The 14,376-nt window shown below is 72.3% G+C and carries 12 protein-coding genes; 5 read left to right on the top strand and 7 right to left on the bottom strand.

Annotated features, from left to right (window positions below; translation table 11 throughout):
- Positions 1-12: 12 nt before the first annotated feature.
- The gene (locus tag ACFV9T_RS09705; RefSeq protein WP_385438198.1) at positions 13-1,119 is read right to left on the bottom strand and encodes an alpha/beta hydrolase-fold protein; all 1,107 of its coding nucleotides are present in this window, start codon (positions 1,117-1,119) and stop codon (positions 13-15) included.
- 99 nt (positions 1,120-1,218) lie between these two features.
- Here ACFV9T_RS09705 and ACFV9T_RS09700 point away from each other — a divergent pair, with 99 nt between their 5' ends.
- Together ACFV9T_RS09700 and ACFV9T_RS09695 are read left to right on the top strand one after the other, a co-directional pair.
- Positions 1,219-2,796 carry an amidohydrolase gene (locus tag ACFV9T_RS09700; protein ID WP_385437996.1) on the top strand — a complete coding sequence of 526 codons (1,578 nt, stop codon included), beginning with the start codon at positions 1,219-1,221 and terminating at the stop codon, positions 2,794-2,796.
- Between the two features lie 5 nt (positions 2,797-2,801).
- Positions 2,802-3,317, top strand: a complete 516-nt coding sequence (locus ACFV9T_RS09695) for a GNAT family N-acetyltransferase (RefSeq protein ID WP_385438196.1) — start codon at positions 2,802-2,804, stop codon at positions 3,315-3,317.
- A gap of 4 nt (positions 3,318-3,321) precedes the next feature.
- Here ACFV9T_RS09695 and argB read toward each other — a convergent pair whose 3' ends face one another.
- Together argB and ACFV9T_RS09685 are read right to left on the bottom strand one after the other, a co-directional pair.
- Positions 3,322-4,194, bottom strand: a complete 873-nt coding sequence (gene argB, locus ACFV9T_RS09690; protein ID WP_385437995.1) for an acetylglutamate kinase — start codon at positions 4,192-4,194, stop codon at positions 3,322-3,324.
- Between the two features lie 99 nt (positions 4,195-4,293).
- Positions 4,294-5,235, bottom strand: coding sequence for a LysR family transcriptional regulator (locus ACFV9T_RS09685; RefSeq protein ID WP_385437993.1), 942 nt, complete (start codon positions 5,233-5,235; stop codon positions 4,294-4,296).
- A 131-nt stretch (positions 5,236-5,366) separates the two neighbouring features.
- Between ACFV9T_RS09685 and ACFV9T_RS09680 the strand changes: the two genes are divergently transcribed.
- Entirely contained in the window at positions 5,367-5,894 is a 528-nt protein-coding gene (locus ACFV9T_RS09680) for an SRPBCC family protein (RefSeq protein WP_385437992.1), read from the top strand.
- 12 nt (positions 5,895-5,906) lie between these two features.
- Here the strand turns inward: ACFV9T_RS09680 and ACFV9T_RS09675 are convergent, their stop codons facing one another.
- From ACFV9T_RS09675 to ACFV9T_RS09665, 3 genes are all read right to left on the bottom strand, one after another.
- A complete protein-coding gene (locus tag ACFV9T_RS09675; protein ID WP_385437990.1) occupies positions 5,907-6,560 on the bottom strand; it encodes a hypothetical protein in 654 nt (217 codons plus the stop codon).
- 31 nt (positions 6,561-6,591) lie between these two features.
- Positions 6,592-8,145, bottom strand: coding sequence for an FAD-binding oxidoreductase (locus ACFV9T_RS09670; RefSeq protein ID WP_385437988.1), 1,554 nt, complete (start codon positions 8,143-8,145; stop codon positions 6,592-6,594).
- 219 nt (positions 8,146-8,364) lie between these two features.
- Positions 8,365-9,285: a LysR substrate-binding domain-containing protein gene (locus ACFV9T_RS09665; protein WP_385437986.1), complete on the bottom strand. Its 921-nt coding sequence runs from the start codon at positions 9,283-9,285 to the stop codon at positions 8,365-8,367.
- 208 nt (positions 9,286-9,493) lie between these two features.
- On the opposite strand from ACFV9T_RS09665, the gene ACFV9T_RS09660 reads away from it, so the two are divergent.
- Positions 9,494-12,412, top strand: coding sequence for an FAD-binding and (Fe-S)-binding domain-containing protein (locus ACFV9T_RS09660; RefSeq protein ID WP_385437984.1), 2,919 nt, complete (start codon positions 9,494-9,496; stop codon positions 12,410-12,412).
- Positions 12,413-12,486: 74 nt separating this feature from the next.
- Complete coding sequence (locus tag ACFV9T_RS09655; RefSeq protein ID WP_385437981.1) at positions 12,487-12,990, top strand: GNAT family N-acetyltransferase; 504 nt, start codon at positions 12,487-12,489, stop codon at positions 12,988-12,990.
- A gap of 7 nt (positions 12,991-12,997) precedes the next feature.
- On the opposite strand, the gene ACFV9T_RS09650 is transcribed toward ACFV9T_RS09655, so the two are convergent.
- The gene (locus tag ACFV9T_RS09650) at positions 12,998-14,254 is read right to left on the bottom strand and encodes an ROK family protein (RefSeq protein ID WP_385437980.1); all 1,257 of its coding nucleotides are present in this window, start codon (positions 14,252-14,254) and stop codon (positions 12,998-13,000) included.
- Positions 14,255-14,376 lie beyond the last annotated feature (122 nt).

The following is a 14,376-nucleotide window of genomic DNA, read 5'->3' as shown; positions in this document are numbered from 1 at the left end:
CGGTGGGCTGGGTCAGGCGAGGGCCCAGGCGACATCCCTGAGCAGGGCGTGCCGCCAGCCCGCCCGGTCGTGGCCGGACGCCGACCGCGCGACCCGTACGGTCGCACCGGTCCGTACCGCCAGGGTCTCGGTCAGCTCGCAGTGGGGGAGCATGCTGGTCTCGTGTTCCCCCACGTCGAACGCGACCCGCAGGCCGGACAGATCGGGGCGCTCCCGCAGCCGTGCGGCGATGGCGCCGCCGACCGGGCCGCCCAGCGGGTCCGGCAGGTCCAGGGCGCCGGGTGTCCACCAGAACGACCCCGACTGACAGGCGACGCGGGACACCAGCTCCGGGAACTCCAGCGCCGCGTACACCGCGCTCAGCCCGCCCAGGCTCTGCCCGGCGACCACCAGCCGGTCGAGGTCGGCGGGTACGCCGGACTCCGCCACCAGCGGCAGCAGTTCGTCCCGGACCGCCTCCCACAGCTCGGGCGCGCACCCGAACTCGGCCTCCCGGTCCTTGACCGGTACGAAGACGAGCGTGACGGCGGGCATCTCGCCACTGGCGGCGGCCGAGTCGAACGCGGTCATGGCCGGGTGCAGATACAGCCAGTCGTCCCCGTCGAGCAGCAGGACCACGGGCCCGCCGCCGCCCACCGGGTGGACGCGCACGGTGCGCCGCCCGCCGAGCCGTTCGCTGTTCCAGCGGATCCGGGTGCGCGGGACGGGCAGTACGTCAGCGGCGCCGAAGACGGGCCAGTGCGGCTGGGCCGGGGCGTCCGGGGTGGCGGCGATGGACCGGTCGCCACCGGCACCGACCGGGTTGAACGGGTCGGCGTGGGCTTCGCCGTCCGTGAGGAACTGGTAGGTGACCCGCAGCCGCGCGGGCATGCGCACCTCGGCGTACCAGCAGTCCGTGTCGCCCCACCGGCGCAGGGGCACCGGCTCCGACCAGCTTTCGAAGCCGATGGTCGCCGGGGACCCGCGCCACAGGAAGAGGGTCACCCAGCCGCCGTCGCCGTCGGGTATCGACGCGGGCGCCTCCGCCTCCGCCGCGGCCCAGAACTCCTCGGTGCCCGGCGTGCCGGACAGTCCGAACTCGACGAAGGCGGTTTCCCTGCCGGTCGCGCCCAGGCGCATGAACGTCTCCTTGTGAGAGGGGAGGGACACGGATAAGCTCCTGTCAATTAGGCGAGCCTAACCTAACTTTTGGCGTTCACCGCGGGAGAGCCCTGTCCGATGCTCTGCACCAGACTGACGAACGCACGTTTCCTCACCATGGACCCCGACCACCCCGTCGCCCATGACCTGGGCGTGTGGCGGGGCCGGATCGTGGGCCTGGACGAGGCCGTGACGTCCCTGCCCGCCCGCGAGGTGATCGACCTCCAGGGCGCCACCGTGCTGCCCGGGTTCATCGACGCCCATGTGCACCTGGCCTGGACCGGCTTCAAACAGAACACGCCGAGCATCGCGGGGCACTCGCGGATCGACGACGTGCTCGCCCTCGTGGAGGAGGCCGTCACCCGCAAGGGCTCGCCCGGTGCCTGGGTGAGCATCGCGGGCTACGACCAGCGGGCCCTCGGCCGCCATCTGACCGCCGCCGAACTGGACCGGGTCAGCCACGGCCACAAGGTGTTCCTGCTGCACGAGTCCGGGCACGGCTGCGTCGTCAACTCCGCCGTCCTGGACCTGCTCCCCGCCGACCTGCCGCACGAGAACGGCTTCCTGGCCGAGGGCGCCATGGGCGCCGCCCGCGCCCTGCGCCTGCCGCACGCCCAGACGGAACTGGCCGAGGCGATCGGGCGCGCCGCCCGGACCTGCCTGGCCGAGGGCGTCACCGCCTGCGCCGAGGCGGGCATCGGCGGCACCCTCTTCGGCCATAGCCCGGTCGAGCTGGGCGCCTACCAACTCGCCCAGGAACAGGGCCTGTTGCCACTGCGCGTCCAGCTCATGGTGTCCGCCGACCGGCTGCGCCCGGCCGCCGCACATCCGGCCGACGGCATTCCCCGCGCCCTCGACCTCGGCCTGCGCACCGGATTCGGCGACGACCGGCTGTCGGTGGGCGCGCTGAAGATCTTCACCGATGGCGGGATGATGGCCCGGACCGCCGCACTCAGCAGCCCGTACGAAGGGCTTGACCACCGGGGCGAGTTGCAGGACGACCCGGAGGTGCTCGCGGACACCATCGTGGACGGCCACCTCGCCGGGTGGCAGCTCGCCGTTCACGCGATCGGCGACCGCGCGGCCGACCTCGCCCTGGACGCGCTGGAACGGGCCCAGCGCCTCCGCCCGCGCCCCGCCGCCCGGCACCGCATCGAGCACGCCGGGCTGATCCGCCCCGACCAGCTCGCGCGCTTCGCGCGGCTCGGCGTCAGCGCGGTTGTCCAGCCCAACTTCCTGCGCTCCTTCGGCGACGACTACGCGGCGATCATGGGCGCGCATCGCGCCCCCTGGCTCTATCGCGGCAGGGCGTTCCTGGAGCACGGCATCACCCTCGTCGGCAGCTCCGACCGCCCGGTGACCGATGGATCCCCGCTGCGGGCCATCCAGTTCATGGTGGAGCGCGCCTCCGGGTCCGGCCAGGTCATCGGCCCGGACGAGGGCATCACCGTCGACGAGGCGCTGCACGCCTACACGGTGGCGGGCGCGTACGCGTGCCACTGGGAGGACAGCCTCGGCAGCCTCACCCCGGGCAAGCTCGCCGACCTCGTCGTGCTCGGCGACGACCCCCGGCGCGCCGAACCCTCGCGCATCGGCGACATCGACGTGGTGGCGACGTATGTCGGCGGCCGCGAGACCGGCGCGTCCGCGCTGTGAGCGGGATATCGGCGGTTGCCGGGGTACTGCCCGCGCCGACACCGTCCGCGCCGACACCGTCCGTGCGGACGGCCCGTCAGGAGGACGCGGCCGAACTCGCCGCATTATCCCGGCCCTTCGTGCGCTCGGGTGCCCTGCGGGAGCGTCCTGACGCGCTCTACGCCACCCACGCGGCCGACTTCCTCGTGGCGGAGGCCCCGGACGGCACCCTGGAGGGGTGCGTGGGGCTGCGGGTGCACGGTACCGCGCCGGGGGAGGGTCGCGGGCCCGCGGGTGTCGTGTACAACTTCTGCGTGGCCGGGCGGCGGCAGGGGAGCGGAGTGGGGGCCGGGCTGCTGCGCGCGGTGCTGGCCAGGGCGCGCGCCCAGTCGCTCGACGCCGTGTTCACGGCGACGACCGGCGGTGGTGGCCTGTTCCTCCGGTACGGATTCACACCCACGCCGGTGCGCCTGGCGCCCGCGTCCTGGGCGGCGTCGCTGGATCCCCGGCGCGATGCGCGGGTCCTCGGGCGGAACCTGTGACCCCTCATACGGCGGCGCTTCCGTCGCGGTCCGTGTCGTGGTCCGCACTGTGCTCCGGGTCGCGGTCGGGGCTGTGGTCGGGTACCACGGTGGTGCCCTGGCCCGGTTCGCCGAGAACGCCGCGCAACACCGCGTGCGCCACCCGCCCGTCGAGTACGTGTGCGCTGCGTACCCCGCCACGGACGGCCCGCAGGCAGCCCTCCATCTTCGGCAGCATCCCGCTCGCCAGCCCCGGCAGCAGTTCGTCCAGCGCGTCGGCCGTCAGCCGCTGGATCACCTCGGTGCTGTGCGGCCAGTTCGCGTACAGCCCCGCCACATCGGTGAGCATCACCAGCCGCTCGGCGTCGAGGGCCACGGCCAGTGCGGACGCCGCGAGATCGGCGTTGACGTTGTAGACCTGCCCGTCCGTGCCGCGCGCCACGGGGGAGACCACCGGGATGTGGCCCTCCTCCAGGAGCGTGCGCACCATGCCCGGGTTCACGTCCACGACATCGCCGACGAGGCCGATGTCCACCGGCCGTCCGTCCACCCAGGCGGGCCGCCGCACGGCGGTCATCGTGTGCGCGTCCTCGCCCGTCATGCCGACGGCGAAAGGCCCGTGGGCGTTGATGTGGCCGACCAGCTCCCGCTGGACCCGGCCGGACAGGACCATGCGGACCACCTCCATGGCCTCCGCCGTGGTCACCCGCAGGCCCGCCTCGAACCGGGTCTCCAGGCCTAATCGGTCGAGCATCGCGCTGATCTGCGGCCCGCCCCCGTGGACGACGACCGGCCGCAGGCCCGCGTGCCGTAGCTCCACGACATCAGTGGCGAACGCGCGCTGCAGATTCGCGTCCACCATGGCGTGACCGCCGAACTTGATGACGACAGGTCTCATCTGTGTCCCCGCCCCGTTCATGAGGTGCGTTCAGCCGACCTTGCCAAGATTTTGTTAGCTTAGCCTAGCCTCAATAGCGATGGCGGGTGTCGTACGCGCTTACCAGCCGCGGGCGGCCCGCTGGAGGGCATCGCGCACCCGGAGCACATCGGGGTTGGTCTCGGCGCCGGGCCGCTGGATGAGGAACAGCGTGTTCAGCGGGGGCTCCTCCGGTTCGTGGAGCAGGGCGAGGCGGCCGGAGTCGAGGTACTCCTGACACAGCGAGCGGGGCAGCACACTGACACCGGTGCCCGCGTTGACCGCCGACAGGACCGCGTACAGATTGGGCACGGTGACCGCGGCGCGAGTGGTGAGCTGCCTGCCGAAGATGGTCCGCCAGTAGCGCCGCACGATGGGTAGGTCCTCGGCGTAGGTGATCAGCGGAACCTCGCGCAGGGCGGCGCACAGATCGTCGGCGGCCTGCGGGTGGGCGGCGATGCGCCGGGCCCAGGCGGGGGCGGCGACCAGCAGGTATTCCTCGTCCGTGAGCGGCACCGACGCCAGGCCGCGGCCGCGCGGCCGCCGGGTGGCGATGACCAGGTCGTGGCGGCCCGTCCGCATCTCCTCCAGCAGGGGTTCGGGCAGCCCCTGGCTGACGCGCAGTTGGACACCGTCGGTGACGAGGGCGGCCAGGGCGGGCAGGACGCGCACGCACAGCAGCTCCGACGGACCGGCGATGTGCACGGGCGCCACAGGCCCGCCTTGGGAGCCGCCGTCGAGGGTGGCGAGCGCGTCGAGCGGGCCCGCGATCCGGGCGGCGAGTTCATGGGCGTAGGGGGTGGGCTCGACGCCGCGCGGCAGCCGGGAGAACAGCTCGCGGCCGGTCTGCTGCTCCAGGGTGCGGATCTGGGCGGTCACGGTGGGCTGGGACAGCCCGAGCGCGGGTGCGGCGGCGGTGAACGTACCGGCGCGGTAGACGGCCAGGAAGGTGCGCAGCAGATTCAGATCGGCGTGCGCCGGGAGCCGCGCGGTGTCGGGAGCGTCGGGCGTCCGCTTCTTCATGGCGGCTATCGTACGCCCCGTTCACATCGGAGTTCCGATAGCTGGAATCGGTCTTCCTATTGGTATGCCGATGGCACGTGAGCCTAACTTCATGGGTGTCACGGAAGAGGCTCGCTGGAAGGAAGACCCACATGAGCACGCAGAACGCGATCAACTGGCCCGAGAAGTACCTGCCCGGGACCGGGGACAACTTCGTCTCCAACGAGGTGATCGTCCAGGGCGTCACCGCCGCCCAGGTGTGGCCCTACCTGACGGACACCGCCACCTGGGAGTCGTACTACGACAACGTCGCCGACATCTCCTTCCCGCACGGTGGCGGCCCCGTGCTCGCGGGTGACGCCGACTTCAGCTTCGGCACCTTCGGCTTCCCGCCCCTGGCCGTCCGCGTCGTGGAGTTCCAGGCCCCCGCCACGGGTGTCCCGGGCCGACTGTCGTGGACCGCGAAGCAGGACGGCGAGCCGCAGGAGCGGCTGGATGTGCTGCATGCCTGGCTGGTGGAGGACCTGCCCGGTGGCCGGGTCCGCGTCCTGACCCAGGAGACCCAGATCGGCGCCCCCGCCGCGGAGCTGGCCGGGCAGATCCCGAACCCGATGCTCAACGGCCACCAGGCGTGGCTGGACGGGCTGGTCCGCGCCGCCTCCGGGAAGCTCGGCGCCTGACCTGTCCGTCGTTCACGGCGTTCGGTTCCGGGTGCGCTGCCGGTGCCCGCTGACATCGGGGCGGCCGACGTGGCCCGCCGCGCGCCGGGACTCGCCGAGCCAGATCTGCGGTACGTGACTCCGTACCGCCTCGACCACCGGCCGCTGGGTGGGCGCGGAGAGGGTGACGCGGTGGCGCAGGCGGGGAAGGCCGGGGTGCAACGGCTCCTCGTCGCGGACCAGGGTCCACAGGTGGGGGTGGTCCCGGTCGATGGGCCCGGCGGGGTACAGCTCCAAGGAGTAGACCTTCGCGTTGCGCCCGAATTCGCTCCAGTAGAGGGCGACTCCGGCGAGGGTGTTCCAGGGGATGACGCTCCGCCTGCTTCCCTCTTCGAGCCACAGGCCCGTGTGGTCGATGAGAATCCTGCTGCGGCGGTTCGCCAGGAAGCCCATGAAGAGGGTGATGCCGACGACGCCGAGTGCCACCGCGATCCCGAGTCCCACGAACCCGGCGACGGTGGCCTCTCCCTTCTGGTTCCCGGTGGCGACCATGATGATGCCGAAGATGCCTGCGGCGCCGATGGCGATGAGGACGACGGAGCAGGGGAGCCCGGTCATGGCGCTGCGACGGCCGATGGGTATGACCGTGGCGTTCGGGGCGGGGGACGGGGTGTGCGGCGACGACATGGTGCGTGAGCTTAGCGTCGGTTTGAGAATGTCAGGTGCCGACCCCTTGCGGATAGCTGAAGAAGTTGGTCGGATCGTACTGACGATTCACCCGGACCAGCCGGTCGTAGTTCGCACCGTAGTAGGCCCGCCGCCAGTCCTTCAGGGTCGGATCCGGGAAATTCTGATACGAATGCGGGGGCGGCGTGTCACCGAAAATGCCGCAGTAGAACTCACGGAGCCAGTGAAGGTTCGCGTCGGCGACGCTGGGCGGATCATAATCCGCCCAGGAGGTCTCGGCGGCGAGGATGAACACGGCGTTTCGGTGCACGAACGCCGTGGCGTCCGGCGGCACTTGATTGATCTCGCCGCCGAGGGCGAACATGGCGAACCCGGCTCCGTCCTCGTTGTCGCTGCCAGGCCAGTCCAGCAGTTGCTCGGCGGCGGCACCGATCTGTGCATCGGTCAGGAGCGTCCGGGACGTCAGAACCGCCGACTTGGCGGCGAACTGTTGCACCGGAGTGGTGGCACTCAGCAGCACGCTCGCCACACCCGGAGCGACCTCGCGGACGGACGCGTTGTTGCGAGCGCGCTCCTCAGCCGTGCCGATGGCGAGCAGCGGGGCCAGGATGTCGCGCAACTCCTCAAGGGGGCCGTAGTACTGACCGATGGCATTGACGTTGGCGTTGGCGCGAATCTGGTCACTGGTGAGCCCGTGCGTCCCGATGCCGGCGCGGAGATGGAACCGCTTGTTGTCCAGGGTGTTCACGGCGATCTGTTGCGCGGTGGCGATCACCTGCAGCACCGAGTCCAGGCTCCAGCGCAGCTGGTAGACGCCCACGTCGCCCTGGAACCGCTCGTACTGGAACGTAAAGGAGGTGTTGACACCGAAGTTGTTTCCCGCGCCGCCGCGGCAACCCCAGAACAGGTCGGAGTGTGCGTCCTGGCCGGCCTCAACCACGCTGCCGTCGGCGAGTACCACGGTCGTCGACACGAGCCGGTCGCAGGTCAGGCCGAACATCTTGTCACTGAAACCGATTCCGCCACCGAGCACCAGCCCGGCCACACCGACCGTAGGGCAGCGGCCGGTCGGCACGAACATGCCCCGGTCCTCCAGCAGCGGGTGCAGGTCGCCGTTGGTGACCCCGGCTCCCACGGTGACCGTACCCGCGTCGTGAACGACCCTCATCCGCCCGTAGGTCCGGGTCCGGGAGCCGGCACCCGGCCGCGGGGTGGAGACGATGCTTTTCATGCGGGCCATGTTGAGCAGCAGACCAGTGGTGGTGGAGTACCCGGCGTAGTTGTGGCCCAGCCCGGAACGAGGCACGGCGGGCAGCCCCACCGCGCGGGCCCAGCGGACCGCCGCCCGGACATCTCGGGTGGTGGCGCACGCCACGATTCCAGCAGGGCGGACCCCGGCGTACCGGTGGTTGAACGGAAGTGCCAGCGGCGGGTAGCCGGAATCTCCCGGCCGGTAGAGAGTGGAACGCGACGACAGTGCCTGAGCCAGCAACTCCCAGTCCCGTTGGCTGAGCCGCTCCGCCTCTTCGGTGGGTGACGCGGCAGCAGCGGGCAGCGACTGCGAACCCACCGCCTCCGTCCCCACAACACCCACAGTGCCTGCCCGCAGTACGCTCCGCCTGTTGATCAAGGTAGCTGCCCTCACAAGAGACGCGTCGGGGAAGCGATCGCCTCCCACGCCAAGTCAACCGACTCTGTTGGTCAGCACAGCCGCAAAACGAGTTCATCCCACCGGCCCGCAACTCAAAAGGATGCTGATCTACCGCTGAATGCCCCAGCCCGGTGTTCGAACCGGATGCTGACACTACGGCGCGGGCGCCTTAGCCGGGTGCAGATACGGCTCGTCACCGGGCACCGCGCGCCGCAGCGTGTCGAGCACCGTGCCGAGCAGGGGGTTGGTGTTCTCGGCGCGGTGCAGGGCCATCACCTGGCGGTACGCGGACCGCTGGGTGAGCCGGGTGGCCTGGATCGCCTCGCTGGGCGCGTGGCCCAGCGCCGGGACGACCGCCACGCCGAGCCCCGTGGACACCAACTCCCGTACGACGTCGTAGTTGTTGCTCCGGAACGCCACCTCCGCGTCGAACCCGGCGGACGCGCACAGCCGGACCAGCGAGAGCGCCCCGGCCGTGCCCTCCGCGCTGGTGATCCAGCGCGCCTCGGCCAGCTGGGGAAGGCTCGCCCCCAGGCGGCTGTCCGTGGCCCGCAGCAAGACCAGGTCCTCGCGCAGCAAGGGGTGGCGGGTCAGCCCGTCCGGCCACTGCCGGGGGCTGAGCCCGTACTCGTAGACCAGGGCGATGTCCAGGTCACCGCTGGTGAGCAGGGCGATCAGATCCTCCGGTTCGCCCTCCTCCAGCTGGATCCGCGCCCGGGGGTGGGTCTCGACCAGCGCCGACAGCGCGGCGGGCACCAGCCGGACGCTCGCGGTCGGGAAACTGCCCAGCCGCAGCCGCCCGGTGACACCGGTGGCCAGCTCCCGCACCTGCTCGTCCAGGTCGTCCAGGGCGGCCAGGGCCCGGCCGCTGAGGTCGACCAGGCGGTGGGCGGCGGCGGTCGGCCGGATCCCGTGCGCCTCCCGCTCGAACAGGACCAGCCCGGTCTCCTTCTCCAGGGCCGAGATCTGCTGCGAGATGGCGGAGGCGGTGTAGCCGAGGTCGCGGGCCGCCACGGCGAACGAGCCGCTGCCGACGACGGCCTTCAGGGTGAGGAGATGCAGGGGCTTGAGCAACGCGACTCCTCGTGTCAGTAGGAGGCGTAGGGACGGACGGGCCACCGGGAGCATAAGGAGGGCTTGCCCTCCTCCGTCAAGACCGTCGCCCTGCTGGGGCTTGTGGAGCGTCCCCGCCCGCCCACATCGTGGGACGGCCGGGACGGCCAGGGCGGGCGTGACCGGTGCGTGTCCCAGGTGGCAGGTGAGCACAGGAGGAGCGAGCGCGGTGAGCACGACAGCACCAGGCAGCGACGGCGTCGACCCGGCCGTGGTGGCCGACGCCCTCACCCGCGCGGACTGCGGAGAGGTGTTCGGCGACGCCGGGCGCCGCGCGCAGTACGCGGCCGACGCCTCCAACTACCGGCAGGTCCCGCTGGCCGTGGTCTTCCCCCGTACCCGGCGCCACGTCCTCGCCGCGCTCGCCGCATGCCGCCGCCTGGGCGTGCCCGTCACCGCCCGTGGCGCGGGCACCAGCACCTCCGGCCAGGCCGTCGGCCCGGGCGTGGTGCTCGACTTCTCCCGCCACTTCAACCGGCTGCTCGCCCTCGATCCTCGGGCGCGCACCGCGACCGTGCAGCCGGGCATCGTCCTGGACGACCTCCAGTCGGCCGCCGCCGGGCACGGCGTGCTGTTCGGCGCCGACCCGTCCACCCACAGCCGCTGCACACTCGGCGGCATGATCGGCAACAATGCGTGCGGAACCCACTCCATCGCCTGGGGCCGCACCGCCGACAACATCGTGGAACTCGAAGTCGTCACCTACCGGGGCACCGTGGTGCGCCTCGGCGAGATGACGCAGGACGAGATCGACCAGGCCATCGCCGCCGGAGACGACCGAGGCCAGCTCATCGCCTCCCTGTACGGCCTCGCGCAGCGCAACCTCGCGGTGCTGCGCACCGAGTTGGGGCGGTTCCCGCGCCAGGTGTCGGGCTACGGGCTGGAGCATCTGCTGCCCGAACGCCGCTTCCACCTCGCCAGGGCGCTGGTCGGCAGCGAGGGCACCCTCGCGGTCGTCCTCTCGGCGACGGTCCGCCTCCTCCCGCGCCCGCCCGCACGCGCCCTGGTCGTCCTCGGTTACGAGGACGCCTGCGCGGCCGCCGACGCGGTGCCCGCCCTGCTGGAGCACCCATTGCTCGCGCTGGAAGGGCTCGGCCAGGCGCTGACCGATGTCGTCACCCGGCCCGGGACCCGAGCGGCCATCGACACCCTGCCCGCCGCGAAGGCCTGGCTGTTCGCCGAACTCGGCGGCACCGCCGACGAGTTGCCCGAGTGTGCCCGGGCGCTCACCACGGCCGCCGAACGGACCGCGGGGCTCACCGGCAGCGAGATCATCACCGATCCCGGACGAGCCAGCGCGCTGTGGCGCATCCGCGAGGACGGCGCGGGCCTGGCGACCCGGCTGCCCGACGGGTCCGAAGCCTGGCCCGGATGGGAGGACGCGGCCGTCCCGCCCGCCCAACTCGGTTCGTATCTGCGGCAGTTCACCGGCCTGCTGGACCGGCACCGGCTCAGCGGCGCCGTGTACGGACACTTCGGCGAGGGCTGTCTGCATGTCCGCATCGACTTCGACTTCACCACCGAGCACGGTACGGCCGTCTTCCGCGCCTTCGTCACCGACGCCGCCGAGCTGGTCGTCGCCCACGGCGGTTCGCTCTCCGGCGAGCACGGCGACGGCCAGGCCCGCTCCGAGCTGCTGCCGCTCATGTACGGGCCCGGTGTCATCGCCCTGTTCGAGGAGTTCAAGAACGCCTGGGACCCGGACAACGGCCTCAACCCCGGCATGATCGTGCGGCCGCTGCCCGTCGACGGCAATCTGCGGGTCACCCCGCACCGCACCCCGCTCCCGCTGGCGACCGTGTTCCCCTTCCACGCCGACGACGGTGACTTCACCAAGGCCACCCGCCGCTGCGTCGGCGTCGGCAAGTGCCGCACCGCCGCCCCGCGCGGTGGCGTCATGTGCCCCAGCTACCGCGTCACCCGGGACGAGAAGCACTCCACCCGGGGCCGCGCCCGTCTGCTCCACGAGATGACCCGGGGCGAGGTCATCACCGACGGCTGGCGCTCCCGCGAGGTCCGCGACGCGCTGGATCTCTGTCTGTCCTGCAAGGGGTGCAGCACCGACTGCCCGGTCGGCGTCGACATGGCCACCTACAAGTCGGAGTTCCTGCACCACCACTACAAGCGGCGCGTCCGGCCCGCCTCGCACTACTCCATGGGCTGGCTGCCCCTGCTGTCCCGGCCCGCCGCCCGCATGCCACGCCTCGTCAACGCGCTGACGTCGTCCCGGCTCGCGCCGCTGGTCAAACGGCTGGGCGGGATCGCAGCGGAACGGGAGATCCCGCGCTTCGCGGAGCAGACCTTCCTGTCCTGGTTCCGCACCCGCACACCCGAAACCGGCGGCCGTCGTGGTCCGGTCGTGCTGTGGGTCGACTCGTTCAACAACCACTTCACCCCCGATGTGCTGCGAGCCGGGGTGGCGGTGCTGGAGAGCGCCGGGTTCCAGGTGCGGGTCCCCGATGGAACCCAGTGCTGCGGGCTGACCTGGATCACCACCGGACAGCTCGGCGTCGCCCGCCGTATCGCCCGGCGCACCGTCGCCGCGCTCGCCCCCGCCGTACGGGCGGGCGTCCCCGTCGTCGGCCTGGAGCCCAGCTGCACGGCGGCCCTCCGGAGCGACCTGCCCGAACTCCTCGACGGCGACGGCGACGGCGACCGAGGCAGCGACGGTGGCGACGGCGCCCGCGCCCTGGCCCGCGCCACCGTCACCCTCGCCGAACTCCTCGTCCACCACGCACCCGACTGGCAGCCCCCGGCCATCGAAGCCCGGTCGATCAGCCAGACCCACTGCCACCAGCACGCCACCTCGGGCTTCGGCGCCGACAGCACACTGCTGCACCGTATGGGCGTCGACAACACCACCCTCGACGCGGGCTGCTGCGGCCTGGCCGGAAACTTCGGCTTCGAACGCGGCCACTACGACGTATCGGTGGCCGCGGGTGAGGAGGCCCTGCTGCCCGCCGTACGCGCGGCCGCGCCCGGCACGTACGTCCTCGCCGACGGGTTCAGCTGCCGTACGCAGATCGCCCAGCGGACCGACCGCACCGGCACCCACCTCGCCCAGCTCATGGCCCGCGCCCTCGGCTGAGACTGCCGGACCGGTGGCTGCCGAAGGTAGGCTGCCGCGACGGTATCGCCCACCGGGAGGAGGCCTGAGGGCCCGTGCTCACCACACCGCGCCTCCGGCTGCGCCCGCTCACCGAGGCCGACGCCGACTGGTGGGTCCGGCTGCACGCCGACGACGAGGTGAACCAGTTCGTCGGCGCCTACACCCCCGAGCAGGCCGAAGCCCGTCTCCGCGACATCCACCAGCAGTGGGTGCGGCGCGGGCACGGGCTGTGCGCCGTCGAGCTGGCCAGTACCGGTGAGGCGATCGGGCGCTCCGGCCTCAACTGGTGGGAGCAGTTCGGCGAGACCGAGATCGGGTGGACCTTCGCCCGAGCGCATTGGGGCAACGGCTACGCCAAGGAAGCAGCTCGCGCCGTCCTGGCGTGGGGCTTCGGCACGCTCGGCCTCAAGCAGATCACGGCCATGATCCACCACGGCAATACCGGCTCCGCGGCCCTGGCCGACCGCCTGGGGTTCACGCCGTTGCGCGAGGACACCGTCCTGAACCGTCCCTGCACCGTGTACGCGCTGAGCCAGGACGACTACACCGCGCGCTGAAGCGGACTCAGCGCGGGGTCAGGCTGGTGGGACGGGTGCGCAGCACGGCCTCGACGGAGGAGAGCGCGAGGCGGACCGCGCCCGTGATCACGGCCTCGTCGCCGAGGGCCGACAGCCGCCACCGGGGCGGGTCCACGAGGAGGCCGTCGGCGTGCCGCTGGGCGGCGTCGAGGAGCAGTTCGGCGGCGGGCAGCAGGTCCGGGTCGCCGAACGGGCCGGTGCCGAGCACGACCAGCGCCGGGTCGAGGGCGAGCAGGACGGGGGCGATGCCGTCGGCCAGCCGCTGTCCGTAGGACGCGACGGCCCGGACCGCGTCCGGGTCGCCCGCGGCCGCGTTGCGGACGGTGAGGGAGGCCTGCGGCGGCAGGCCCGGGCGCGGCGGCGCGGGCTCGCTGGGGAGGACGGGGAAGTGGATGAAGCCGATCTCCCCGGCCGCCCCGTGGTGGCCCCGCAGCAGCCGCCCCTCCGTGATCACGCCCGCGCCGAGCCGTTCGCCCAGCAGCACGAAGATCATCTCGTCGGTGTCGCCGCCCACGCCGCGCCACCGTTCGCCGAGCGCGGCGAGGTTGGCGTCGTTCTCCACGGTCACCTGGCAGTCGAGCTGGTCGCGCAGGACGCCGACGATGTCCGCCCGGGCCCAGTCCTTGAGGTTGTCGGCCTGCCGGATGGTGAGGTTGTCCCGGTCGACCAGGCCGGGGGTGCCGACCGTCGCGGCCCACACCCGCCGGGTGTCGACGCCCGCCCGGCCGATCGCGGCGTCGATGGCCGCCGTCACGGCGCGGGCGCGGGCGCGGCCGGTGAGGTCGGCGCGCACCGCCTTGCGCTCGACGGCCACCGCGCTGCCGTCCAGATCGGCGAGGCAGGCGGTGACCGACCGGGCCCGTACGTCGACGCCGACGACGAAACCCGCGCGGGCCCGGAAGCGGAACCGGCGGGCCGGGCGGCCGGGGGAGCGCCTGCCCCGCGCTGACTCCGCGGCGGCGGTCTCGATGAGGCCGCAGTCGGCCAGCTCGTCCACGATGGCCTCGACCGTGGGGCGGGACAGCTTGGTGGCCTTGACCAGCTCGGACAGGCGGGGGTGGTACTCCGCCGAGCGGACGGCGGCCAGGATGGCGGCCGCGTTCGTGGCGCGGAGGTCCGCCACGCCCACCACCGCAGGCATGGGCGGGCCCGGATCGGCGCCCTGGTCCACGGGCCAGCGCGTCTGCGGGACGGCGGCGGTGGCCGGGGACGCGTCGTCGCGGCCTCCGAGACCCCTGGACATGACCAAAGGATTCAGCCTCCTGCTATCTGGTATCCGTCGACCCCGGCTCTTGACGCGCCTTCGCGCCATGCCGATTATGAAACGAAACTGCTTTATTAAATCACGCCCTGCTTCCCCCGCAC

This window comes from Streptomyces sp. NPDC059850, assembly GCF_042731515.1.
Lineage (GTDB): Bacteria > Actinomycetota > Actinomycetes > Streptomycetales > Streptomycetaceae > Streptomyces.
Note: the sequence above shows the minus strand (reverse complement) of the source record. Positions and strands in the feature narration are given on the sequence as shown.